This window comes from Bradyrhizobium sp. BTAi1 (assembly GCF_000015165.1).
Lineage (GTDB): Bacteria > Pseudomonadota > Alphaproteobacteria > Rhizobiales > Xanthobacteraceae > Bradyrhizobium > Bradyrhizobium denitrificans.
Window position 1 is genome coordinate 3788772 of the sequence record NC_009485.1, and the last position, 24819, is coordinate 3813590.

Consider the following 24819-nt stretch of genomic DNA (forward strand, 5'->3'; position numbering starts at 1 on the left):
GTGCTTATTTGCTGCACGCGGACCGCGGGTATCAGTCGATACCCGGCCTTCCCTGCGCCTCTTCATCAAGGGAGAGGTTCTCTCGGGACGACAACTCGGGCGGAGTCCGCCGCGAGACACCGCAGCCATGCCCGCTGTTTGAAGCGTATAATAGACGTCGTGCGATGCCGCGCAGCAAACGGGCGGGGCATGGTGATCTGCGGCCTGTCACCAACCCATCTGCTGCGTTTGCCGCTCTGCTCCAAAGTGATCTGCCGCGGCGGTGAAGCATGCCCGAGCCCGACCCGTCGAGGATCGCGGGCCAATTCGTGCATTAGGGAGCGCAGATTGCTGCTTAAGCCATGATTCAAGTCGAGACGCAAAGAGCATGGCTGTTTCGTACAAACAACACCGGTCGATCCGATTTCGACTTGTTCTAGGTCGCGACGTAGAAGATCTCTATGTCACAGCGCCGCGCGTTGACTTGCGGCGGATGGCTGCGCAAATGAGATCAAACAGCACGGTGCACACGACTTGTATTCGCGATCACATCGCACATGTCGAAACAGGGTCAGTCGTCGCTCTCATCGGGGTAGGATGGTGAATTCGGATAACGCTATCAAAAGTGAGGCCGACGGCCTCATGACTGTCGACATCAGCGGGCGATTGCTCATCTGGGGGGTCCGCGTCGTCGCTCATTCGCGACGTCTCGGACGAGCGAGCGTAGGCGATCTGCGTCAGGTCTATGAGCAGTTCAAGGTGGCAGACGCCGTGCATTCGCTTGAGGCGATGCTCGACGTGTTCGCGCGCACGGCCCATGCTCCAGTTGAGCTTCACGCCTCCGGCTGCCGGTGTGTGTCGCTGAGCGAATGCCGGTTGCTGCAAGCCGTAGCCGCTGTCCAGTACGGCTGCTTTGACATCGCTCGGAGGCGCTTCGAACAGTGGCTTCCGCCGTCTGCTGCTAGTTGGATCATGGGGCCGGCCTGCGGGTTTGGACGGATTTTCGCCAATGCCGGGTTGATGCTTCCTATTCACGATGCAGACGACACCGAACGGCAAGCCACGATGGTCATGCGAAGTTGGCAGGTCGGATCACTCACTTTGCACTAGGACCGCTCATGACGGCCTTTCAACGACCTCGGGATCTGCTTGGCGCCACACATGTCGATGAGTGTGCCGCCACATGCGGGTTTGCGAGATACGAAAGATGGAGGCGCTCAGGCGATTGTGGCCGTGAGGACTGGAAGGCGGTCGTCCTGTCTGTGTTGCGGTCGATTGCGGCGGGCTATGCGACCGGCCATGTGGATTGCTGGGACGCGGCTTTTGATGTCGCCGAGCGGGAGCTGGGCGGTGAGCGCGCGCCGCTCGTTGTTGCCCATGTGGCGGCGCTCGTCCGACGGATCCGAAGGCATCGTGATCTCGTCTGTCTGCCATCATCATGCAATCGCCTCTCGGCTGACGAGAGATCCATTTTGACGGTGATCGTTGGCGGACAGGACGACGCCCAGCTGCAACAAGCCGGTGCTCACCTTGGCCTGGATTGGCGAGGGATGTCGGCGGTGGCGATGGCGATCCGATCGGCTGCGAATGCCGATCCGGTCGTTACGCTGTCGGCCGGCGAGTGATCTCCATGCTGCGTTTGCAAGGTTGGCCCCCAGGTGGCCCGTTCAAGACAAGAGCCAATGCAACAGCGGGGCGGCAGGACTGTCGGCGCTCAGCTCAGCGGCGCTGGTCAGCTGCGTTGCCCGGATGAATGGCGGGACGTGGTTCCCGTCCTGAGCCGAAGACGCCGCCGCTCGTCAGCCCGGGGAGCCTGTGGCGCATCGAGATCGGCATAATCGTCCTTTCCGAGATGGAACGTGACGCCACCAAGAGCCTTGTTCTTCCGAGATTGGGAGGTTGGCATGCGAAAGTCATCTATCAGGATCCTCATCATCAGCCTTCTGGCGGCCGCTTCGGTGCACGCCTCTCGGGCCCAAGGTGGCGGTGGGGCGGCGGGGGCCGGCGCAGGTTCGGGATCGGCTGCGGCGGGAACAGGGGCCGGTCAAAGCGTTGGCGGCGGCCCTCCCGCCGGCCAGATAGGCGGAGGGCCGCCTGCTCCGAACACTGCTTCGGGTGCCAACGCCGCGCCCAAACGGGTCAGCCCTGATCATCCAGCCGCCGGCCTGGAACATGCGCCGACCGTTGGCGGTGTGATCGGCGGAACCGCCGGCGTGCCGCCCAAGGGCAGCGAACCCGGTGGGACGGCTCCATCCACCTCGGGTCAGAGCGGTCCCTCGAACACGACGTCGGCTCAAGATGCGACGGCGGCAGCGACAAAGTCCGGCGGGGCTCAGCCGGAGATCGTGGACAAGCCTGTGAAGCCGCGGCCCTGCAGCGTTTCAGCCCGCGAGACCGATGGTACGACAACCTGCATTGGCGTTCAGCCTCGCTAGCAGCTCGGAGAGGCCAGTACCCTTCCGCTCCGCCGCGGAAACGTGATCACCGGCCGGCGTGCCGAGCCGCGTCCGCCGCCTGCAGCTTGTCGAAGATCGTCCCATTCATCAGCAGCAGGATTTCGCTGGCCGGCATCGGCTTCTGGCATTCGGACAGCGGATTGAACCAGAAATTCGCGTCGGGCAGCATCGTGAACAGGTCGCGCGCCGTGGCGCCCAGGCAGGCCTCCGGTGCCTTGACATAGTCGGAGATGCGCTTCCTCGAGGTGAACGCCGGCAGCCAAGTCAGACCCTGGAATTCGACGCTCGCGACGTTGATGCGTTCCTGGCGCGCCAGCGAGCGGCGTTGCCCGGGCTCGATCCGGGCCTCCGGTGTCAGGACATAGATCTCGGCCTCGAGCAGCGCGCGGTAGAACCGCGGGATGATCGCGGGGTCGCGTCCGGCCGCCTGCATCAGCGCTTCGAGACTGTTCTCCGGTTCGAACATCGTGGCCTCCCTTGGATTGATCGAGCCCTTGTCATGCGCGCGTCAGCCCGGCTTGCCGCGCAGCGCGCGATAGACGGTGTTGCGCGAGATGCCGAGCCGCCGCGCCGTCTTGCTGATATTGTTGCCGGTCTCCGCGAAGGTGGCGAGCACGAGGGCGCGCTGGATCTCGTGCAGGTCGGCCGGTGCGCTTTCGTTCATCTTGATCTTTGGCGCGACGGGCTCGGCGCTGCCGGGTCCGATGGCGGCGTCGACGGTGGCGGCGTCGATTACCGGGCCGGTCTCGCTGAGCGACAGCCGCGCCAGGACGTTGCGAAGCTCGCGGATGTTGCCGTCCCAGCTCCGCTGTGCAAGCCGCTGAATGGCAGCCTCGGACAGTGCGATCGACGGATCGATCTTCGCCATCAAATGGCGGGCGATGTCGGCGAAGTCGGTGCGCTCGCGCAGCGGCAGCAGCGTCACTTCGAGCGTGTTGAGGCGAAACAGCAGGTCGGATCGGAAGCGGCCTTTGGCGATCGCGTCGTCGAGATTGGCGTTGGTGGCCGACACCAGGAGCACGTCGACCTCGCGCTTGCTGCCGCCGACCGGCCGCACCGTCCAGTCGTCGAGGAAGCGCAGCAGCACTGCCTGCAACGTCACCGGCATGTCGCCGATCTCGTCGAGAAAAAGCGTGCCGCCATCGGCCTCCTTGAACAGGCCGGCCGAGCCGCCTTTCCTGGCACCGGTGAAGGCGCCTTCTGTATAGCCGAACAGCTCGGCCTCGATCAGGCTGTCGGGAAGGGCGGCGCAATTGACGGCGACGAAGGAGCCGGCGCGCTGGCTCGCCGCATGGGCGTGCCGTGCCATCTGCTCCTTGCCGGTGCCGGTCTCGCCGCGAATGAGGATCGGCATCTTGCGCGCGGCGGCGATGGCGACGCGCTGCACGATGGCCGCGATCCTCGGATCGGCGGAGACGAACGCCGCCGCCGGGCTCTTCGGCGGCGCGGGCCGTGGTGCCAGCACGCGATGCGTCATCGGGAACTGGCGGCTGTTCTCGATCGTCGCGACGAACTGGCTCCCGACATCGTCCTCGAGCCGCTGTCGCTCCTTGCGCCGGCCCTCGTCGACGAAGTCACTGAACCGGCCACGGAACACATCGCCGAACAGGCGGCCGGCGAAGGCCGGCAGGCCGTGCAGCAGCACACGCGCGGCGCGGTTGGCGGCGAGAATCCGGCCGTCATTGTCGACGGCCAGCAGGCCGGCGCTCAGCGTGTGCAGATATTCGCCGCGGTTGTGGAAGGCGATCAGTATGTTGCCGCGATGCTGCTCGCGGAACAGCCCGTTCTCGATCTGGGTCGCGGCCATCGCCACCAGCGCCTGTGTGTGCGCCTGGCGCGACATGCAATCGGACGACGCGTCGAGGATGCCGGCGACCTCGCCGTCGGGCGCGAAGATCGGCGCCGCCACGCAGGTCAGGTTGTTGTAGCGGGCGAAAAAGTGCTCGCGGCCGTGCACGACGATCGGCCGCTTCAGATAGGCCGCCGTGCCGAGCCCATTGGTGCCGCAGATGCTCTCGGTCCAGATCGAGCCCGCGCGGATGCAGGCGGCATCTGACGCATCGCTGAAGCTGGAATCCGAGATGCTGTCGAGCAGAAGCCCTTCGGCGGTGGCAAACGCGATCATGAAATTGGAGCCGGCGATCTGCTGATGCAGCGTGTGCATCTCGGCCAAAGCGAGGCCGCGCACCAGCGAGCAGCGTTGCTGCTCCTGCCGCAGCACGGCGGCATCGACGAATTCGGGCGAGGGCGGACGCAGCGCATCGAGACCCAACGTGATGCAGCGCATCCAGCTGTCGTAGATGTCGGCCGACATCAGACCGGCTGGCGGATGCCCCTCATCGTCGAGCTTCAACCACGCGCCATCGAGGCGCCGGCTGGCAGGCAGCATCGTCCATCCTCCCGGTCCGTGGCTTTGCCTTATTCGGGCCGCCGCGGCTGTTTGATTGTTCGTGATCTGGTGCTGCTTCGATCAGCATAGAGCAATCGCGCGAAAAGCAAAAATGCGCCGCTGCCGTCGCAAGCTGTTCTTGCATCGCGAAAACTGTTCCGTCCCGGAACAGTTGTGCAATCAGCATTGATCCGCGGCGGACCGAAGACCGGCGCAGGCGCGGCTGAGAAGATCCGGATTATCAGCCTGTTAGCTCGCTGGCATAGCTCTTGCTCAACTCTCGTCAACGACGGCTGCGATACGTTGACGTCGAAACGAAAAATATCCGGGGGGAGTTCATGAAGGCCGCGGTTCTCCATGCATTCGATGAAAAGCTGACGGCGAAGGAGTTCGTCAGATACGAAGAGGTCGCCGACCCGAAGATCTCGCGTCCGATGGACGTGATTGTGCGCATCGGTGGCGCCGGAGTCTGCCGTACCGATCTTCACATCGTCGAGGGCATCTGGCGCAGCAAGGTCGACGTCAAGCTTCCCTACATCATGGGTCATGAGAACGCAGGCTGGGTCGAAGCTGTTGGCCCTGGCGTCGAAGGCGTCAAGGTCGGCGACAGCGTGATCTGTCACCCGCTGGTGACCAGTGGCCATTGCCTGGCGTGTCGGCGCGGCAACGACATGCACGCGCTCGACAGCTCCTTTCCTGGCATCAACGCCAATGGCGGCTACGCGCAATATCTGCTGACCGGACAGCGCTCGCTGATCAAGCTGCCAAAGTCGCTGGCGCCGAAGGACGTCGCGCCCTACACGGACGCCGGCCTGACGGCCTATCGCGCGGCCAAGAAGGCGTCGCGTCATCTGCTGCCGGGCGAATACGCCGTGGTGATCGGGGCCGGCGGCCTCGGCCATATCGGCATCCAGGTTCTCGCGGCGCTGTGTGCGGCGGAGATCATCGTCGTCGACCGCTCCGACAAATCGCTGGAGCTCGCCAAGACCTGCGGGGCGCACCACCTGGTGAAGGCCGATGGCGGCGAGGTCGAGGCGGTGCTGGCGCTGACCGGCGGTCGCGGCGCGGAGGCCGTCATCGACTTCGTCGGCGAGGGCGATGCCATTGCCAAGGGTCTCGCGATGACCGCCAATGGCGGCTCCTATTACATCGTGGGCTATGGCGGCAAGATCGATCTGCCGACCATCGACATGATCACCACCGAGAAGACCATCGTCGGCAATCTGGTCGGCACCTATGCGGAGCTGGTCGAGTTGATGGCGTTGGCCGACCGCGGCCTCGTGAACCTGCATACCAAAGAATACCGGCTGAGCGAGGCCAATGACGCGCTGCATGACCTGCATCATGGGCGTATCCACGGACGCGCCGTGCTGATCCCGTAAGGCGGGCGCGGCCAGATGCGCGGTGTCCACCCCAATCGTCGAACGAGAGTGATGCTCGTGACCAAGTCCAGCGAAAGCGGGCCACAGATCACGGCCGAGGAAGCGGCCCGGCTGCAGCAGGCGCGCGACCGCATGATCGCGCGGCATAGGCTGATCGAGGGCATCATCCGCAATAACGAAATGCAGCTCCGGAACGAAAGTGCGCGCGGCGGCGCCGAGATCGAGCTGGAATGCGCGCGGCGCGATGTCGCGCGCTCGGACAGCGGCCGCGCTGTGCAGGACGAACTCGCCAGGGTGACGGAGCGCCTGAGCCAGCTTCGCGACGAGCACACCCGCCTCGTCGCCGAGCGCGAATGGCTCAATCACGCGCTGTTGGAGTTCGACAGCTCACCCACCGAGGATGACCACAAACGGACGGGACATGCATGATGAGCAAGGTCGACATGAACAGGCTCAATCTCAGGACGTCCGGTGCGCCCGTCTCGGCGGTGCCGCCGGTACGCAGCCAGACAAACCCGCCGCCGCCGGAGCCGACCGAGGAGGACCGCTCGAAGGACGCGTTCTTCGCGACGGTCGGCGAGGTCGCCGAGGCGATGATCGTGCGACACGGCAAAGAGTTTGCCATCGGCACCTTGGTGCTGGCGGCGAAGTTCGTCGCGGAAGGCCGGCCTCTGGTCAGCCGCGGCACGGAAGCGGGCGGGGCGGCGGACGCCGCCAAGCCGGTCTGAAATGCCAATTCATTGCGGGAGTCAAAGTCAATTTTCGGACCTCAAAGTTGATGGGCAGACGTGAATTTGCAGGAGACGTCGCGGGAGTCGTCGTTTGGCGTAGCTCCTTCGATCGAACGATCAAGGCCTGACCAAGAAGCTGATGCAACGTTCAAAGGAGAAGGAAATGTCTGCAAGTCTGACGCTCAATAAGATTACCGCCCAGAAGGGCATCACGATTGCCGAGGCTGCCAATCGCGTCGCGGATCTCGGCTGGACGCCGAGCTACGTCCAGGAGGCGATGACGTTCCCGACCGACTACAAGATTTCGAAAACTCCCCGCGATCCGATGAAGCAGGTCCTGCGCTCGTATTTCCCGATGCAGGAGGAGAAGGACAACCGCGTCTATGGAGCTCTCGACGCGGCGCTGCGCGGCGACATGTTCCGCAATGTCGAGCCGCGCTGGGTCGAATGGATGAAGCTGTTCCTGGCCATCATCCCGTTCCCGGAAATCTCAGCGGCGCGATCGATGGCGATGGTCGGCCGGCTGGCGCCGGGCGAGGAGCTGCGTACCGGCTTCACGATGCAGATGGTCGACGAGTTCCGGCACTCGACGATCCAGATGAACCTCAAGAAGTGGTACATGGAGAACTATATCGATCCGGCTGGGTTTGATATCACCGAAGCCGCGTTCGGCAAGTGCTACGCCACCACCATCGGGCGCCAGTTCGCCGAGGGCTTCCTGACCGGGGACGCGATCACCGCCGCGAACGTCTATCTCACGGTGGTCGCCGAGACGGCCTTCACCAACACCCTGTTCGTCGCGATGCCGTCGGAGGCCGCCCGCAACGGCGACTACGCACTGCCGACCGTGTTCCTGTCGGTGCAGTCCGATGAATCGCGCCACATCGGCAACGGCCACTCGATGCTGATGGCGATGATCAACGATCCGTCGAACCATCAGCTGCTCGAGCGCGACCTGAAATACGCGTTCTGGCAGAACCACGCCATCGTCGACGCCGCGATCGGTACCTTCATCGAATACGGCACCACAAACCGCGACAAGAACAAGGAGTCCTATGCGGAGCTCTGGCACCGCTGGATCTATGAAGATTACTATCGCACTTACATGCTGCCGCTGGAAAAGTACGGCATCAAGATCCACCATGACGACGTCGCCGCCGCCTGGGACCGGATCGTCAAGAAGAACTATGTCCACAAGACCGCGCAGTTCTTCGCGGTTGGCTGGTCGGCGAACTTCTGGCGCATCGAGGCCCAGACCGAGAAGGATTTCGAGTGGTTCGAGCACAAATATCCGGGTTGGTACGCTGAGTTCGGCGACTTCTGGAAGTGGTATGCGAAGCTGAGCGTGCCGGGCGAGACCAACATCCTGTTCAACAGCGACGTTGGCTACGTCTATCCGCACCGCTGCTGGAGCTGCATGGTGCCTTGCCTGATCCGCGAGGACTTCGTCTGTGACGAGGTCGACGGCAAGATCTATACTTATTGCTCGGAAGGCTGCCGCTGGACCCATAAGGTGGCATTTGCCGCCGAGTATGAAGGCCGTGCCACGCCGGCAATGGGTCGTTTCAGCGGTCGCCGCGAATGGGAAGACTGCTACCACGGCTGGGACATTGCCGACGCCATCAAGGATCTCGGCTTCGTTCGTCCGGACGGCAAGACCCTGACGGCCCAGCCGCATCTGCGGTTCGACGCCAAGGACATGTGGACGCTCGACCACGTGCGCGGCCACCAGCTTGGCAGTCCGCTGCGCGGCTTCCGCGCGCTCTCGCCGATCGAGCGCGAGATCGCGGTCGCCGACTATCGCAAGGGCTTCACCATCAATCCTTGCCATTGACGATACGAGAGCAGGGGGCCGGCGCGCCGGCTCCCTGCGATCATCTGCTTGAGGTGCCGGGGAGGATGTCGATGTCGGTTGGTACGAAGGCTGTGGTGACGGACGTGCAGGTTCACAAGGTGCGGTTCGAGCCTGTAGGGATCGAGATGGAGGTCGAAGAAGGCGAGACCGTGCTCGATGCGGCGTTCCGCCAGGGCATCTCGCTGATGCATGGCTGCAAGGAGGGCCAGTGCGGAAGCTGCAAGTCGAAGCTCGTCGATGGTGACATCGAGCTCCTGAAATATTCGACCTTCGCGCTGCCGGATTACGAGAGCGAGAACGGGCATGTTCTGCTGTGCCGGACCCACGCCTATAGCGACGTCAGCTTCGAATTGCTGAACTATGACGAGGACATGCTGCGGCGATCGATCGCGGTCAAGGCGTTTCGCGGCCGCGTCGCGGCGATCACGGCGCTGACCTCGGACATCCGCCTGCTGGAGATCGAGATCGACAAGCCGATGAAGTTCTGGGCCGGGCAGTATGTTGACCTGACGATCGACGACGGCCGCATCACCCGTGCCTTCTCGATGGCTAATGCGCCGGGCGAGGGCACGCGGCTCAGCTTCATCATCAAGAAATATCCGAATGGCGCGTTTTCCGCCCAGCTCGACGGCGGACTTGGTGTCGGCGATGTCGTGATGGCGAAGGGTCCCTATGGCACCTGCTTCCGGCGCGAGGAACGGCCTGGCCCGATGCTGCTGATCGGCGGCGGCTCGGGGATGTCGCCGCTGTGGTCGATCCTGGCCGACCATATCGCCAGCGGCGAACAGCGGCCGGTCCGCTTCTTCTACGGCGCCAGGACGCGCGCCGATCTGTTCTATCTCGACGAACTGGCCGCGATCGGCCGGCAGCTCAACGATTTCAAATTCGTCCCGGCGCTGTCGCACGCCTCGCCCGAGGACGGTTGGGACGGCGAGACCGGCTTCGTGCACGAGGTCGTGGCCCGTCACCTGAAGCAGGAGAACCTGGCCGGGGCAATCGACGCCTATGCCTGCGGCCCGACGCCGATGATCGATGCTGTGCTGCCGGTCCTGCAGATCAATGGCGTCGAGCCGGACCACATCTATTTCGACAAGTTTACGCCGGCGGTGCGATGACGGCGTTCGGACATCGTCGCAACACAACAGCAAAAGAGGGAGGTCGTCATGAGTGCACAAGCAAGCGGAGCCACTGTGGAGCCGGGCGTCGTCAAATCCGGCGCGGCGGGTTCGGCCGTGTTTCCAGGCTCCGACAGCCGCAAGTATAATTATTTCGAGCCGAAGGGCCGCAAGGCGACCCATTACGAGGACATGACGGTCGACGTCCAGCCCGACCCTGAGCGCTATCTGCTGCAGGACTGGATCATCTCATTCCCGGACGGCACGCCGACCTACAGCAAGGACTGGACGGCGGCCAAGAGCTCCAACTGGCACAAATTCCGTGCCGTCGACCAGGAGTGGGAGCGGACGCATTATCAGCGCCAGTCGACGATCTGCGGCATGGTGCAGAACACCATCGAGAACGGCCGCAAGTCCGGCGCACCGGCACGCTTCGACCCCGCCTGGGTGAAGATCCTGCAGAACCATCTCGGCGCCTACAAGCATGCCGAGTTCGGCCTGGGAACGTCGACGATGCAGGCCCAGCGTTATGGCTACACCCAGATGGTCAACAATGCGATCCTGACCAACTCCTCCTACAAGCTGCGCTTCGCCCAGGATATCACGCTGTATCTCAGCGAGATCGCGCTCGACCTTCCCGGCTTCGACGTCAACGCCGGCAAGCAGCACTGGCTGGAGGATCCGATCTGGCAGGGCGTGCGCAAGTCGATCGAGTCGGTGATGGGATCGAACGACTATCTTGAACAGTATTTCGCCACCAACGCGGTGTTCGAGCCTGTTGTCGGTGAGCTGTTCCGGTCCGGCTTCCTGATGCAGGCCGCATCGGCCCAGAACGACTTCATCACGCCGGCCGTCGTGTCGGCGGCGGAGGCCGACTACGAGCGCAATCTCGCCAACACGGTCGAGCTGTTCCACATCCTCGGCACCGATGCCCAGCATGCGGCGCACAACATCGCGCTGTTCAACAAATGGCTGGCCAAGCACGCCGAGCTCGCGCTCGACGCAGCCAACCGGCTGCAGCCGATCTGGTCGCAGCCGCGGGTCAAGGTCGTGACCTTCAGCGATGCGCTCGCTCAGGCCAAGAACCGGATCAGGGGCATTGCCGCCGAGCTGGGGCTGACGGTTCCCGCCATCCTGTCCTAGCCGAAGCCTACACGTTTCACTCAATCCGTCAGGAGAGCCACCATGATGCAGGAAGCCGACAACATCTTCAAATCGATGAAGGACATCAAGTTCGAGGACACGGTGTCCCACCAGTGCGGGGTCACGATGAACGACAGCGTCGAGGCGCGCGCCATTGCCGACGTGATGAGCCGTCACGACCACATCACCGTGACCTACATGCCGGCGATGATCCGGATCGACGGCATCGGCAAGATGGAGTTCAAGATGGACGAGATCTCCGAGGAGCTCGGCCGCGAGATGACGCCGCATCTGTTCGAGATCGCGACCTCGACGCATTACGGCCGGATGGTGATGATCGACGACAACACCGTGATGCTGTTCGGCGACATGAACGAGATGATGAAATACATCGTCTGAGCGGGAATGAACGGCGTCCGGCCGGCTTTGTGCCGGCCGGATCAACAGGGCGCCGCCATCAATGGCAGGCCGCATCACAATCAATCTGGGAGCGGGAGAAGCGCGATGTACAGGACGGCCAACGGCGAAGAGATATTCGTGATCGATGGGCATACCCACTTCTGGGACGGCAGCCCGGCCAACCAGAAGAACATTCACGGCAAGCAGTTCATCGAGTGCTTCTATGCCTACCACTCCAACCTCAGCCCGCCGTCGGAGAAGTGGGTGAAGGAGAAATTCGAGAAATACGATGCCAAGACGATGTTCGACGATCTGTTCGTGTTGGGCTATGACGACATGGCGATCCTGCAACCCACATACCTGACGGACTTCTACAAGAACGGTTTCAACACCACCGAGCGCAATGCCGCGATGAAGAAGAGCCATCCGGATCGCTTCATCCTCAACGGCGCGTTCGATCCGCGTGACGGCAGCAAGGGGCTGGAAGATCTGCACGCGCTGGCGGAGAAATACAAGCTCCAGGGCGTGAAGCTGTATACGGCGGAATGGCGCGGCGAGTCCAAGGGCTACAAGCTCTCGGACAAGGACTCCTACAAATATCTCGAGGCGGCGCAGAAGCTCGGCATCAAGAACATCCACGTCCACAAGGGACCGACGATCATTCCCTTGAACCGTGATGCTTTTGATGTGGCCGATATCGACGACGTCGCGACCTCGTTTCAGGATCTCAACTTCATCGTCGAGCATTGTGGGCTGCCGCGGCTGGATGATTTCTGCTGGATCGCGACCCAGGAAACCAACGTCTATGCGGGCATCGCCGTGGCGTTGCCGTTCATCCACTCGCGGCCGGGCTATTTCGCCCATGTGATGTCGGAGCTGTTGTTCTGGCTCGGGCCGGACAAGATCCTCTATGGCAGCGACTACGGCATCTGGACGCCGAAATGGCTGATCGACAAGTTCATGGCGTTCGAGATTCCGGAGGACTTGACCAAGGAAACCGGCTCGGTTCTGACCTTGGAGAACAAGACCAAGATTCTCGGCCTCAACGCCGCGCGGCTCTACGGCATCGATGTCGAAGCCCAAAAGAAGAAGATCCGGGCTGGCGGCGGCTACGCCCATCTGTCCGAACCCGTGCCGGCGTGAATGCCATGAGCGGGCATGTTGCAAGGAGCCTGCCGGAACGGGACCGGCAGGCGGAGCACTGGCAGGCCGGGCAGAGCCAGGTCGAGACCAGGCAGACTGAATTGTGGGGCGCTCTGCAGAGCGTCATGGATCCGGAGCTCGACGAATCCGTGGTCGAACTCAACTTCGTCACCAAAGCGGATATTGACGCTGCGAACCATGTCCAGATCGAGTTCCGGCTGCCGACCTATTGGTGTGCCGCCAACTTCTCGTTCCTGATGGCGGATGACATGCGCCGCGCTGTGGCGGCGCTCGCCTGGGTCACCGGCGTCAGCGTGGTGCTCGGCGAGCACATGTATGCGGACACCATCAATGCCGGGCTGGCGCGGGGCCTGTCGTTCCAGGAGACGTTCGGCGTCGAGGCCGATGGCGACCTGGATGATCTGCGGCGGACGTTCCTCGTCAAGGCGTTCCAGCGCCGTCAGGTCGCGCTGCTCAATCATCTCACCGGGACAGGACATTCGCCGGAGACGATTGCGGCGCTGACCTTGTTCGAGCTTCGTGGCCTGCCTGTCGACGACGAGGGCGACCGGCTGCGGCGGCGTTATCTCGAGCGGCGTGGCGTCGTGGCGGCCGCGGACGACGAGATGCCGGCCTTCGTCGACGCCGCGGGCCTGCCCCTGAGCGCCGAGCGCTTTGCCGCCTACGTCTCGGGACTGCGGCGTGTCGGCGTCAATGCCGAGTTCAACAGCGCGCTGTGCCGCGGCCTGCTGTCAGTGCGGTTCGATCTGGAGACGCCCTTCGTTCCAAAAGCACGCGCCTCGGCCTGACCGGCCGGGGGGATAACAAAGTCGCTCCGGCGAAGACGGCGAGCGATCAGGCCAATGGGAGGTTGAGAACATGCCGAAGATCATGCTGCATGACGAGGCGGCGCGGGCCGCATTGGGGCGGGGCGTTGCCAAGCTCGCCAAGGCGGTGCGCGGCACCCTGGGTCCGAAGGGAATGAACGCGATCATGGACCGTCCGATCGGAACGCCGATCGTGTCGCGCGACGGCGTCAGCATTGCCAGCGAGATCGAGCTGGAGTGTCCGTTCGAGAATATGGGCGCGCAGGTGCTGCGCGAGGTGTCGAAGCAGACCAATGACACCGCCGGCGACGGCACCACCACGGCGACGGTGCTGGCCGACGTGCTGGTGCAGGATGGACTGAAATGCCTCGCCGCCGGCGCCAACCCGGTGGAATTGGTTGAGGGACTCGAGCTTGCGGTGGCCGAGACGATCAAGAATCTGAAGCGCTCGGCGATCGCCCTGCAGGGCTCGGCGGGTCTGCGGGCGGTCGCGAGCATCGCGGCCAATGATGCCGCGCTCGGCGACATGGTCGCCGAAGCGTTCGAGCGCGCGGGCACGCACGGCATCGTCGCCGTCGAATATGGCAGCACGGTCCAGACGACGCTGGAAGTCGTCGAAGGCATGGCGTTCGAGCGCGGCTATCTCTCGCATCACATGGTGACGGATGTGGAGCGCATGCAGGTCGTGCTCGACAACCCGTTCATCCTGATGACCGACCACAAGATCCACAGCGGCGAACAGCTCGCCGGCGTGATCTCCCTGGTGGAGAAGAGCGGCCGGCCCTTGCTGATCATCGCCGAGGAGGTCGCGCCGGTCGTGATCATGCAGCTGTTGGCGCGCCGGGAGAAGACCAACTTCAAGGTCGCCGCGATCCACCCGCCGGAGTTCGGCCACTGGCGGAAGGCCATGCTGGAGGATATCGCGATCACGACAGGCGGCCGCGTGATCTCGGTCGATCTCGGCGGTCGGCTGGAAAAGGCCGAGCTGCAGGATCTCGGCGCCGCCCGCCAGGTGCGGATCTCCGCCTCCAAAACGCTGATCACGGCGGGCGCCGGCGATCCGGACAGGATTGCCGCGCGCCGCGCGCAGGTGATGCGGCAATATGAGGCGGCGCCGGAGAATATCGAGCGCGACAAGTTCCAGGAGCGCATCGCCAAGCTCTCGGGCGGCACGGCGATGATCCTGGCCGGCGGAGCGACGCCCGTCGAGCAGAAGCGCCGCACACAATTGATCGAAGACGCGATCAATGCGACGCGGGCGGCGATCGAGGAGGGCATCGTGCCGGGCGGCGGCTTTGCGCTGCTGAAGGCGGCGCCGAAGCTCGACGACCTGATCAAGGGGCTGGATGGCAGCGTGCGGCAGGGGGCCGAGCTTCTGCAGCGTGCATTAAGCCGCCCGCTGTTTCACATCGCGGCCAATGCCGGCCTCGACGCCGAGGCCGAGGTCAAGAAGGTCGCCAAGGGCGCCAACGGCCACGGCCTCGACGCCCGCAACGGCGCCTCGGTCGATCTCGTCAAGGCCGGCATCGTCGATCCCGTCAAGGTCTGCTACAGCGCGGTGCGCAATGCCGCTTCCGTTGCCGGGCTGATCCTGACGACGCAGACCTTGATCGCGAAGAAGCCGGACGATTACGACCCGACCGCCGGTCCGGCCCTGGGCGGGGGCGCCGAGTTGCTGTGAGCCCGCGCGGCTTGCGCCGATGATGAGCCGGGCATAGGCCCGGCTCTCGTTGTCCGCCGATCGTGTGAAGCACTGCGCTGGCGATTATGGCCGCGGCTGGCCGAGCGCGCGATAGATCGTGTTCCTGGACACGCCGAGACGGCGCGCGGTTTCGCTGACATTGCCATTGGTCTCCGCATAGACCATCAGGATGCGGGCGCGCTGGACGTCGTGCAGCGATCCTGTGTCCTGCGGCGGCCGCGCGATCACTTGACCGATGACGTGGCCGATCATGGCATCGACGCAGGCCTCGTCGATCAGCCCGTTGGAGACACCGAGCGTGAGCCGCGCCAGCATGTTGCCGAGCTCGCGGATGTTGCCGTGCCAATGGTTCGACGCCAGCCGCGCCAGCGCCTCCGCCGTGATGTCGCAGCCCGGATCGATCTTGTGCAGCAGCTGCCGCGCAATGGCGTCGAAATCGCAGCGCTCGCGCAGCCGCGGCAGCCGCACCTCGAGCGTGTTGAGCCGATAGAGCAGGTCGGACCGAAAGCGTCCCTCGGCGATCGCCTTGTCCAGCGCAGCGTTGGTCGCCGACACCAGGAAGACGTCGACCTTGAACGCGCTGCCGCCGACCGGCCGCACCGTCCAGTCATCGAGCAGGCGCAGCAGTACGCCCTGCAGCGCAACCGGCATGTCGCCGATCTCGTCGAGAAACAGCGTGCCGCCATCGGCCTCCTTGACCAGACCAATGGCGCCGCCGGACCGCGCGCCCGTGAACGCGCCATCGGCATAGCCGAACAGTTCGGCCTCGATCAGGCTGTCGGGGAGGGCGGCGCAATTGACCGCGACGAAGGCGCCGGAACGGCGGCTGGCAGCGTGGGCATGGCGCGCCAGCTGCTCCTTGCCGGTTCCGGTCTCACCGCGGATCAGGATCGGCATCTTGCGCGCCGCCGCGCTCTCCACGCGCCGGACGATCGCGAGCACGTTCGGGTCTTCGGCAACAAATCGGGGCCTCTTGTTCCCGGCTGACGTCGCCGGCGGCTGAGAGGCCTGCGCGTGGTGCGACGGCGCCGCCGGAAGCGCGGCGTCGCGCCCGCGGATGGCCACCGCACCGCGCTCTCCGGGGGCGCGGCGGCGGGTGTGCATCACGACGATCGCGCCGACACCCGTGCTGCCGTTCTTGACCAGCTCGAAGCTCGCATGCGGCAGGATCTCCTTGAGCTTCGCCGGCCAGTCCTCGAACGCGACCGTCTTCAGGAACCGCGTCGGTGCGTCGCCGTCGGTGTTGAGACCGTTGTCCTTCATGGCGCGCAGCCCGCGCTCGGTCGCATGCAGGATGGCGCCGCGGCGGTCGAGCAGGATGCATTCCTCGGTCGCCCAGGACGCGCGCTTGGCGATGAAGTCGCACAGCAGCTGCTCCTTGTCCTGCCGCGCCAGCTGCGCCAGCACGCTCTCGACGTGATGGCCGACCGCCACCGCCAGCGCCAGGCTCTGCGGATTGAACGTGCTGGCGGGACCGGAGATGTCGACGACGCCGAGCAGCTCGCCATCGCTCGGATCGTGAACCGGGACGGCGGCGCAGGTCCAGCGCTGGACCTCGGTGCAGAAATGCTCGGCGCCGTGAATCTGCACCGGGCACGAGTCGGCCAGCGCCGCGCCGATTGCGTTGGTGCCGATGTCGGCCTCGCTCCAGCGCCCGCCGTGCTCGAGATGCACTGCGCGACCGGCATCGATGACCCTGGCATCGCCCTGGGTGTCGATGATCAGGCCGGTGGGATCAGTGAGGATCATGATCGAGCCGGCGTCGCTCAGGAACGTCCTGGAGTTCTGCAGCGCGCAACGCGCGGCCTGGCGAAGCGCCGCGTGCTTGGCGCGCTGGCGAAACAATTCAGCCTCGGCGACGAGCGGCGCCTTCGCCCGATCGACCGTGACGCTGTGCTGCCGCGACCGCTGCCACGAAGCGGCCACTGTCGACCTCACGTCGCCCGACAAGGTGCCGCGCTCGACGAATTTTTGCCATGCGGCCCGTACGTCGCGTTGGTCCATTCCGGTTCCTCCAACGTGTCGATGCCCGCTGCCCACGATGCCCGCTGCCCACGTCGCCTCGCGATCAAACGCCTGCTGCGGATGTCATGGCGTGGCCAATCGGCCATTCATCAGCCGCAATTGTCGAATCGTTCGAGCCGTTCGAACCTGCTACCTCCAAAATGTCGGAAAATATGTGCGCGTGCGACAACGAGGGCGACGAACTCAGCCCGTCAACCACCTTGCTCGCGTTTCACGTCCCCGACGTTCCAGCGCTTCGTCGACGCTGGTAACGCCCGACCTTATACGCCTTGGTAGAATGCGCAAAGCCGAACTCATCGCGTTGCTGATCAATCATGCGACAATTTGAACGCGCATCGCATCTGCTCTGTCTAGCAATGTTGACATGCACCGTATCCGAATGGCTGCAACACACGACATCGCCGCAACCATCAACGCGCCTCGCGCATCGGTGTGCGATGCGGGACAGCATCCATCATCTCGCGGTCCCGATGTGCTAGCCGGCTACTACGTTGCATCGCGGTTCAAGCTTGAGAGGGCGGCCGCGCTTAGCGTGCGGGCCGAGGCGTCACAGACGCGGCCGCGGACTCACGACGCTCGCGCGGGCCGATGCTTGCTTTCAGTCGTGCAAATTGCTGCTTCAGCCGCGGAACCGCGAAGTCGGTGAAGGCGCGGACCTTGGGGACTGACAACCGGCCCTGCGGAGCGATCACATGCGCGGGCATCTCCGGATCCTCGTCGCCGGCGAGCACGATGTCGAGCTCACCGCGCGCGACCTGCTCAGCCACCTGATATGAGTACATCCGCGCCACGCCACGGCCGGCCACGGCGGAGGCCACGGCCGCATAGGTGCTGTTGACGACCAGCCGCGGCGTGAACTGCACCGTCCGCGGTGCTGACGATCCAGCCGCCGGCGCGAACGTCCAGGAGTTCGGCAGATGCGCCATGGCCACGATCTGGTGCTTGGCGAGATCACCGGGCTCGGCGATGCGTGAATGCTGCTTCAAATAGCGCGGAGAGGCGACCACGACCCGGCGCACATCGCCGAGGCGGATCGCGATCATCGCCGAATCCGTCAGCGGACCGATGCGCAGCGCGACATCGAAGCCGTCCTCGATCAGATTGACCGCACGATCGAACAGCAGGAGCTTGGCGGACACGGTCGGGTCGGCGTCGAGAAACGCATCGAGGATGGGGCGCAGCACCATCTCGCCCGAACCACCGGCGCCGAGATGGCGATGACGCCGCGCGGCGCCGCTTTCGGGCCGGCCGCGATCATGTCGGCCTCTTCGAGCTCGGCGAGCACGCGGCGGCAGATCGCGGCATAGCGCTCGCCTTCCTCGCTCAGCCTGATCGACCGCGTCGTCCGGTGCAGCAGTTCGGCGCCGACCTGGTTCTCCAGGAAGCTGATGGCGCGGCTGACCGCCGCCGACGAGCGGCCGAGCTTGCGGCCCGCGCCGGCGAGGCTGCCCTCCCATGTCCTCGTCAACGGAAGTGGTGATTGTTTCGCGATGAAATGCCTTGCGGGCGCATGCAGTCGCACGGAGACGGGCGCACGATGATCTGGCTGCATCGCGGTCTCCGGATGGTGGCCACAGCGCCTCGGCTGGACAGACAAGCGCCCGGCGACGGTCACGAATGCTTGACCCGGATCAATGACTGCGTCAGGACGCGAAATATGATATTCAGAGGCTGGTTGCTGCCCGAAAGGTAAAAGCGTCTCCATGCGGCTTGTCCGTGCCATGCTGGCATTCATGATCGCCATCTCACTGGCGATGGTGCCGCTTGGCGCGTCGGCCGCCGCGCATGCCATGCCGTCGGGTGGCATGAAGGCGAACATGACGATGGCCGGCGCCGGCGACATGTCGATGGATGAGTGCTGTCCGGACGACATGGACGGAAAGACCTCCCACACCGACGGCCAGAAGTGTGGAATGGGCGTCTGCTGTATCGGCGGCGCGGTCGCTTTTGACGACGTTCGACCGATCGCGTTCGGCCCATCTGCCGTCGCGGCGAGCAAGATCGCCATTCCTTCGGATCAGGTCGCCGATTTGCGCGGGACCAGTCCTCCGTTCCGACCTCCACGAATCTGATCTCGCAAATCCGCGCGAGCAGCACGCTTGCTCGCGATGAAGCGGACGTGTGCGCCTGCAGCGCCACGGTCGAGATCAATCCATGAGGACAGAACAATGCTTTCCAAGCTCACGACTGCGGCTTTGGCCGCCACCCTTTCGCTTGCCGCTTCTGCCGCCATGGCCGGCGCCAGCGACTTCGCCTTCGAGCCTGTCAATCCGGAGATGAAGAAAGGCGACGACGTCACGCTCGCCGTTCGTTTGTTGAACAGACAGACCGGCAAGCCGGTGCCGGATGCGGTCATCTTCAAGACCCGCGTCGACATGGCGCCCGACGGCATGGCCGACATGGAATCGTCCGTTTCTCCTCTGCCCTCGAAAGAGCCGGGCGTCTACACCTTCAAGACCGACCTGCCGATGGCCGGCCGCTATCAGGTGACGCTGTCGGCGAAGGTGCAGGGCGAGCCGGAGACGGTCACCGGCAAGGTCATCGTCAAGGCGACCAAGTGAGCGCTGGGGCGCCGCTCGGCGGCGCCCCGACATCCCCAATTCACGATCACATGGACGCGCTTGATCGCGCGCGGAACACGCCATGAAGACGCTGCGTCTCCTGACGACGGCCCTGGCGCTGGGCGGGGCCTTGGCTCTGGTCGGCTCCTGGTATCTGAACGGCGGGCCCTGGCCTGCACACGCCGACCTGACTTCTCCAGCGGCTGCCGCAGACGGAAGTCCACTTTACTACAGGGATCCCGGTGGCGCTCCGGCCTGGTCGGCGGTGCCGAAGAAGGATGCACAAGGGCGCGATTACTTGCCGGTCTACGATGACGAGGCCGCGGCCGAGCCGCCGAAGTTGCAGCAACAGGCGAACGCCTCGCGAAAGATCCTGTACTACCGCAATCCCATGGGACTGCCGGACACATCGGCGGTACCGAAGAAGGATCCCATGGGGATGGACTACGTCCCCGTGTACGACGGCGACGACACCGACGACGGCACGGTGAAGCTTTCGCCGGGCAAGATCCAGCGCACCGGCGTGAAATCCGAGCCCGCCGAGCGGCGCAGCATCAGCGTGGTGGTGAAGGCGCCGGGCACGATCCAGCTCGACGAGCGGCGGATCTCGGTGATCGCGATGCGCTCGGAGAGCTTCGTTCAGAAGGTTGCGGATGTCACGACCGGCACGCGCGTGAGCGCCGGTCAGCCGCTGATGGAGATCTACAGTTCGGCAATTGCGGCCGCCGCGGCGGAATACCTCGCCACGATCAACTCGAAAATCGTGGGAGGTGTGGAGTTCTACGGCCGCGGTTCGCGCCAGCGCTTGACCAATCTGGACGTTCCGGAGCCGGTAATCACCGCCATGGAGAAATCCCATGTCGCGCCCGTGACCGTGCAATGGACAGCGCCGCGCGACGGAATTGTGCTCGAACGCAACGCGGTGGAGGGCATGCGTGCCAACCCTGGCGACGTGCTGTTCCGGATCGCGGACATCTCGCTGGTCTGGGCGCTGGTCGATGTCGCCGAGCGCGATCTCGGCACCGTCGCGGTGGGACAACCCGTCTTGATCCGGGCACGCAGCTTCGCAGGCCGGACCTTCTCCGGAAAGATCGCCGTGATCTATCCGCAGGTGAACCGGGACACGCGCACCGCTCGCGTTCGAATCGAGCTGTCCAATCCGGACGTGGCCTTGCTGCCGGACATGTATGTCGATGCCGAAATCAATACCGCCGATGCATCTTCGGTCGTTGCGGTGCCGGATAGTGCGGTGCTCGACACCGGCGCCCGGCAGGCCGTTCTGGTCGACAAAGGCGAAGGCAAGTTCGAGCCGCGGGACGTGAAGCTTGGACGCCGGGGCGGCGGATACATCGAAATCCGTGGCGGTCTCAAGGAAGGGGAGGCGGTCGTCACCTCCGCGAACTTCCTGATCGATGCCGAAAGCAACCTCAAAGCCGCCCTGAGGGGCTTCGCCGACGCGCACCCGTCATCGGATGCCGCGGGTGGACATGCCCATGGAGAGCACAAATGATCGCCCGCATCATCTCATGGTCGGCGCGCAACCTGCTGCTCGTCCTGTTCGGCACCGGCTTCGCGGCGGCGGCGGGACTCTACGCCTTGGTCCATCTTCCACTCGACGCCATCCCGGATCTCTCCGATACGCAAGTGATCGTCTATACCGAGTACCCCGGCCAGGCACCGCAGGTGATCGAGGATCAGGTCACCTATCCCCTGACCACCGCCATGCTGACGGTGCCGAGGTCGAAGGTGGTGCGCGGATTCTCGTTCTTCGGCGTGTCCTTCGTCTATGTGATCTTCGAGGACGGCACCGACATCTACTGGGCGCGTTCGCGCGTCATGGAGTTCCTGAACAGCGCCAGCTCGCGCTTGCCTGCCGGCGTCACACCGACGATCGGTCCCGACGCCACCGGTGTCGGCTGGGTCTACCAGTACGCTGTGATGTCCAAGGAGCTGAACCTCGCCGAGACGCGCACGATCCAGGACTGGAATCTGAAATTCGCGTTGGCCAAGGCGGGTGGCGTCGCCGAGGTCGCCAGCATTGGCGGCTTCGTCAAGCAGTACAACGTGATCCTCGATCCGCAGCGGATGCGCGACCGCGGCATCAGCATGCAGAAGATCCGGGACGCGATCCGCGCTTCGAACGCGGACGTCGGCGGTCGGACCGTGGAGCTCTCCGAGTTCGAATACGTCATCCGCGGTAAGGGCTACCTTAAGAGCATCAACGATCTCGGCAACATCGTCCTGAAGACCTCCGGCGGCACGCCTGTGCTGTTGCGCGACGTTGCCAGCGTGGAGCTCGGGCCCGACGAGCGGCGGGGCATCGCCGAGCTGAATGGCGAGGGGGAGGTTGCCAGCGGCATCGTGCTGCAGCGGTTCGGCGTCAACGCGCTGGACGTCATCGAGAACGTCAAGGCCCGGTTCAAGGATATCGCCAGCAGCTTGCCGAGTTCGGTGGAGATCGTGCCGGTTTACGACCGCTCCAACCTGATCTACGCCGCGATCGACACCCTGAAGCACACCCTGCTCGAGGAAAGCCTCGTCGTGGCTGTGGTCTGCGTGGTCTTCCTGCTGCACATCCGCAGCGCGCTCGTCGCCATCCTGATGCTGCCGGTCGGCGTGCTGATGGCGTTCGGCGCGATGAAGCTGCTGGGCCTCGGCTCCAACATCATGAGCCTCGGCGGCATCGCGATCGCGATCGGCGCGATGGTGGATGCGGCCATCGTCATGATCGAGAACGCCCACAAGCATCTGGAGCGGGCCAAACCCGGTCAGTCGCGCGTCCAGGTGCTGATCGATGCGGCTGCGGAAGTCGGGCCGGCGCTGTTCTTCAGTCTGCTCATCATCACCGTGTCGTTCATGCCGATCTTCACGCTGGAGTCGCAGGAGGGGCGTCTGTTCAGCCCGCTCGCGTTCACCAAGACGTTCTCGATGGCCGCAGCCGCATTGCTGTCGGTGACGCTTGTGCCCGCGCTGATGGTGATCTTCGTTCGCGGCAGGATCGTTGCGGAGCACCGTAATCCTATCAATCGTTTCCTGATCTGGATCTATCGGCCGGTCATCAAGGGCGTGCTGCGGGCGAAGACGCTGGTCATCCTGGCCTCGTTGGCCGTGCTGGCCATTTCGATATGGCCGGCCCGCCAGCTCGGGACCGAGTTCATGCCATCGCTGAACGAGGGCACGCTGCTCTATATGCCGACGACGTTGCCGGGCATCTCGATCACGAAGGCGGCCGAACTGATGCAGACGCAGGACCGGATCATCAAGTCGTTCCCGGAGGTCGCCTCGGTCTATGGCAAGGCGGGACGGGCGGCGACCGCGACCGATCCGGCTCCGACTGAGATGTTCGAAACCGTGGTCAATTTGAAGCCGAAGGAGCAATGGCGCCCCGGCCTTACTGTCGACGGGTTGATCGCGGAGATGGACAAGGCATTGCAGTTCCCGGGGGTGTCGAACGCCTGGACCATGCCGATCAAGGCGCGCATCGACATGCTCTCGACCGGCATCCGGACGCCGATCGGCGTGAAGGTGATGGGCACGGACCTGGTCGAGATCGACAGGCTGGCCAGGCAGATCGAGCGTGTCATCAAGACGGTCCCCGGGACGTCGTCCGCCTACGCCGAGCGCGGCATCGGCGGCTACTATCTGGAGATCTCTCCCGACCGCGAGGCGCTCGCCCGCTACGGCATCCTGATTCAGGACGTTCAGGACACGATCGCTGCCGCGTTGGGAGGCCAGACGGTGACCACGACGGTCGAAGGCCGACAGCGGTTCACGGTCAACATGCGCTACCCTCGCGACCTCCGTGACAATCCCAAGGCTATCGCCAGCGACATTCTGGTGCCGATGCCGGCAGGCGGCGCCGTGCCGCTGGGCGAGGTGGCGACGGTCGAGCCGGCGCGTGGACCGACCTCCATCCGTACCGAGAACGGGCAGCTTGCCACCTACATCTACGTCGACATCAGGGATCGGGACATCGGCAGCTACGTCGCCGCCGCGCAGCGCGCCGTGACGGAGAGCATCCAGTTTCCGGCCGGATATTACGTGGTGTGGAGCGGTCAGTACGAATATCTGCAGCGCGCCGCGGCCCGCCTGAAGATCGTCGTGCCCGTGACGCTGACAATCATCTTCCTGCTCCTATACCTCAATTTCAGGGCTCTGACGGAGACGATGATTGTCATGCTCTCGTTGCCGTTCGCGCTGGTGGGCGGCATCTGGATGATGTGGTGGCTCGGCTTCAACCTGTCGGTTGCCGTCGCTGTCGGATTCATTGCGCTCGCAGGCGTCGCCGCAGAGACCGGCGTGGTGATGCTGATCTATCTTGATCACGCGCTGGCCGAGGTCAGGGCGTCGCGAGCCGCCGAGAACCGCGCGCTCACCCGGCAGGATCTCCATGCGGCGATCATGGTCGGCGCTGTTGAGCGCGTGCGTCCCAAGATGATGACGGTGGTCGCCATCATGGCAGGCCTGCTGCCGATCATGTGGAGCACCGGCACGGGCTCCGAGATCATGCAGCGCATCGCGGTGCCGATGATCGGCGGCATGATCTCGTCGACGCTGCTGACGTTGATCGTCATTCCGGCGATCTTCGGCCTCGTGAAGGGCAGGGGCCTTCCGCCCGACCGCGCAGGCGACGTCGCCCTTGATGGGCGTCCTGGCCAAAACGCGAGACCGGCGCAGGTTCCGCAAGCGGCCGAGTAGGCATCGCGTCTTTTCATCGACCAGAGGGCAGAAATCCATCAAGCGAAACGTGGTCCGCTTAGCCTTCCTGGCCCCGGCACTTGCCGGGGAGCCCCTACGCGGGCTGTCTCGGCCAGGCCGAGTCGGCAATGTTGGACAGTTCCCAATTGACCAAATCCGCCGGGCTGCGCAGCTCGTCTATCGCGGGGGCGATGCCTCAGCATCAGCACCTCCGCGGCAGCCTCCGCCTGATGTCCGGTTTACCGGCCTCGTTCGCTGAAGAGTGCATGGTCGCCGAGGTCGCTGATGAGCCATCGGTTGGGGAGGGGCCAGTTGAGCTAGCTCTGCTTCTTTGTGAGAGCCTTCGGCGACTGTTCTGCCATGGCATCGACCTCGGGGACCGCCGGGAGTTCCTCCGTGCGCTCCTTGAGATCG

General features: G+C 64.4%; 19 protein-coding genes and 1 pseudogene. 16 read left to right on the forward strand and 4 right to left on the reverse strand.

Going from position 1 to position 24819, the window contains the following annotated elements; genetic code table 11:
- Positions 1 to 621: 621 nt before the first annotated feature.
- Positions 622 to 1089 carry a hypothetical protein gene (locus tag BBTA_RS16950; protein WP_148221457.1) on the forward strand — a complete coding sequence of 156 codons (468 nt, stop codon included), beginning with the start codon at positions 622 to 624 and terminating at the stop codon, positions 1087 to 1089.
- An 8-nt stretch (positions 1090 to 1097) separates the two neighbouring features.
- A complete protein-coding gene (locus tag BBTA_RS16955) occupies positions 1098 to 1604 on the forward strand; it encodes a hypothetical protein (protein WP_148221458.1) in 507 nt (168 codons plus the stop codon).
- 856 nt (positions 1605 to 2460) lie between these two features.
- Here BBTA_RS16955 and BBTA_RS16960 read toward each other — a convergent pair.
- A complete protein-coding gene (locus BBTA_RS16960) occupies positions 2461 to 2901 on the reverse strand; it encodes an SseB family protein (RefSeq protein ID WP_012043720.1) in 441 nt (146 codons plus the stop codon).
- Positions 2902 to 2943: 42 nt separating this feature from the next.
- Positions 2944 to 4824, reverse strand: a complete 1881-nt coding sequence (locus BBTA_RS16965) for a sigma-54-dependent Fis family transcriptional regulator (protein ID WP_012043721.1) — start codon at positions 4822 to 4824, stop codon at positions 2944 to 2946.
- A gap of 338 nt (positions 4825 to 5162) precedes the next feature.
- On the opposite strand from BBTA_RS16965, the gene BBTA_RS16970 reads away from it, so the two are divergent.
- From BBTA_RS16970 to BBTA_RS17015, 10 genes are all read left to right on the forward strand, one after another.
- Positions 5163 to 6206, forward strand: coding sequence for an NAD(P)-dependent alcohol dehydrogenase (locus tag BBTA_RS16970; protein ID WP_012043722.1), 1044 nt, complete (start codon positions 5163 to 5165; stop codon positions 6204 to 6206).
- Between the two features lie 51 nt (positions 6207 to 6257).
- Entirely contained in the window at positions 6258 to 6635 is a 378-nt protein-coding gene (locus BBTA_RS16975; protein ID WP_012043723.1) for a hypothetical protein, read from the forward strand.
- On the forward strand, positions 6635 to 6934 hold the full coding sequence (locus BBTA_RS16980; protein ID WP_244424443.1) for a hypothetical protein: 300 nt from the start codon (positions 6635 to 6637) through the stop codon (positions 6932 to 6934). Before BBTA_RS16975 ends, BBTA_RS16980 begins: the two co-directional genes overlap by 1 nt.
- 166 nt (positions 6935 to 7100) lie before the next feature.
- A complete protein-coding gene (locus tag BBTA_RS16985; RefSeq protein ID WP_012043725.1) occupies positions 7101 to 8771 on the forward strand; it encodes an aromatic/alkene/methane monooxygenase hydroxylase/oxygenase subunit alpha in 1671 nt (556 codons plus the stop codon).
- 65 nt (positions 8772 to 8836) lie between these two features.
- A complete protein-coding gene (locus tag BBTA_RS16990; protein ID WP_012043726.1) occupies positions 8837 to 9907 on the forward strand; it encodes a 2Fe-2S iron-sulfur cluster-binding protein in 1071 nt (356 codons plus the stop codon).
- A gap of 48 nt (positions 9908 to 9955) precedes the next feature.
- Positions 9956 to 11050: an aromatic/alkene monooxygenase hydroxylase subunit beta gene (locus BBTA_RS16995; protein ID WP_012043727.1), complete on the forward strand. Its 1095-nt coding sequence runs from the start codon at positions 9956 to 9958 to the stop codon at positions 11048 to 11050.
- Between the two features lie 42 nt (positions 11051 to 11092).
- Entirely contained in the window at positions 11093 to 11449 is a 357-nt protein-coding gene (locus BBTA_RS17000; protein WP_012043728.1) for an MmoB/DmpM family protein, read from the forward strand.
- 105 nt (positions 11450 to 11554) lie between these two features.
- On the forward strand, positions 11555 to 12592 hold the full coding sequence (locus BBTA_RS17005; protein WP_012043729.1) for an amidohydrolase family protein: 1038 nt from the start codon (positions 11555 to 11557) through the stop codon (positions 12590 to 12592).
- Between the two features lie 5 nt (positions 12593 to 12597).
- Positions 12598 to 13401 carry a metal-sulfur cluster assembly factor gene (locus BBTA_RS17010; protein ID WP_012043730.1) on the forward strand — a complete coding sequence of 268 codons (804 nt, stop codon included), beginning with the start codon at positions 12598 to 12600 and terminating at the stop codon, positions 13399 to 13401.
- 70 nt (positions 13402 to 13471) lie between these two features.
- The gene (locus BBTA_RS17015; protein WP_012043731.1) at positions 13472 to 15100 is read left to right on the forward strand and encodes a molecular chaperone GroEL; all 1629 of its coding nucleotides are present in this window, start codon (positions 13472 to 13474) and stop codon (positions 15098 to 15100) included.
- Between the two features lie 84 nt (positions 15101 to 15184).
- Here BBTA_RS17015 and BBTA_RS17020 read toward each other — a convergent pair whose 3' ends face one another.
- Both BBTA_RS17020 and BBTA_RS17025 read right to left on the reverse strand, forming a co-directional pair.
- The gene (locus BBTA_RS17020; RefSeq protein ID WP_012043732.1) at positions 15185 to 17125 is read right to left on the reverse strand and encodes a sigma-54-dependent Fis family transcriptional regulator; all 1941 of its coding nucleotides are present in this window, start codon (positions 17123 to 17125) and stop codon (positions 15185 to 15187) included.
- A gap of 548 nt (positions 17126 to 17673) precedes the next feature.
- Positions 17674 to 18638: pseudogene (locus BBTA_RS17025) on the reverse strand (LysR family transcriptional regulator).
- A 211-nt stretch (positions 18639 to 18849) separates the two neighbouring features.
- Here BBTA_RS17025 and BBTA_RS17035 point away from each other — a divergent pair.
- The 4 genes from BBTA_RS17035 (at position 18850) to BBTA_RS17050 (ending at position 24405) form a co-directional block, all read left to right on the forward strand.
- On the forward strand, positions 18850 to 19218 hold the full coding sequence (locus tag BBTA_RS17035) for a hypothetical protein (RefSeq protein WP_041750710.1): 369 nt from the start codon (positions 18850 to 18852) through the stop codon (positions 19216 to 19218).
- Between the two features lie 96 nt (positions 19219 to 19314).
- Complete coding sequence (locus BBTA_RS17040) at positions 19315 to 19707, forward strand: FixH family protein (RefSeq protein WP_012043734.1); 393 nt, start codon at positions 19315 to 19317, stop codon at positions 19705 to 19707.
- An 82-nt stretch (positions 19708 to 19789) separates the two neighbouring features.
- On the forward strand, positions 19790 to 21217 hold the full coding sequence (locus BBTA_RS17045; protein ID WP_012043735.1) for an efflux RND transporter periplasmic adaptor subunit: 1428 nt from the start codon (positions 19790 to 19792) through the stop codon (positions 21215 to 21217).
- On the forward strand, positions 21214 to 24405 hold the full coding sequence (locus tag BBTA_RS17050) for an efflux RND transporter permease subunit (protein ID WP_012043736.1): 3192 nt from the start codon (positions 21214 to 21216) through the stop codon (positions 24403 to 24405). Before BBTA_RS17045 ends, BBTA_RS17050 begins: the two co-directional genes overlap by 4 nt.
- Positions 24406 to 24819 lie beyond the last annotated feature (414 nt).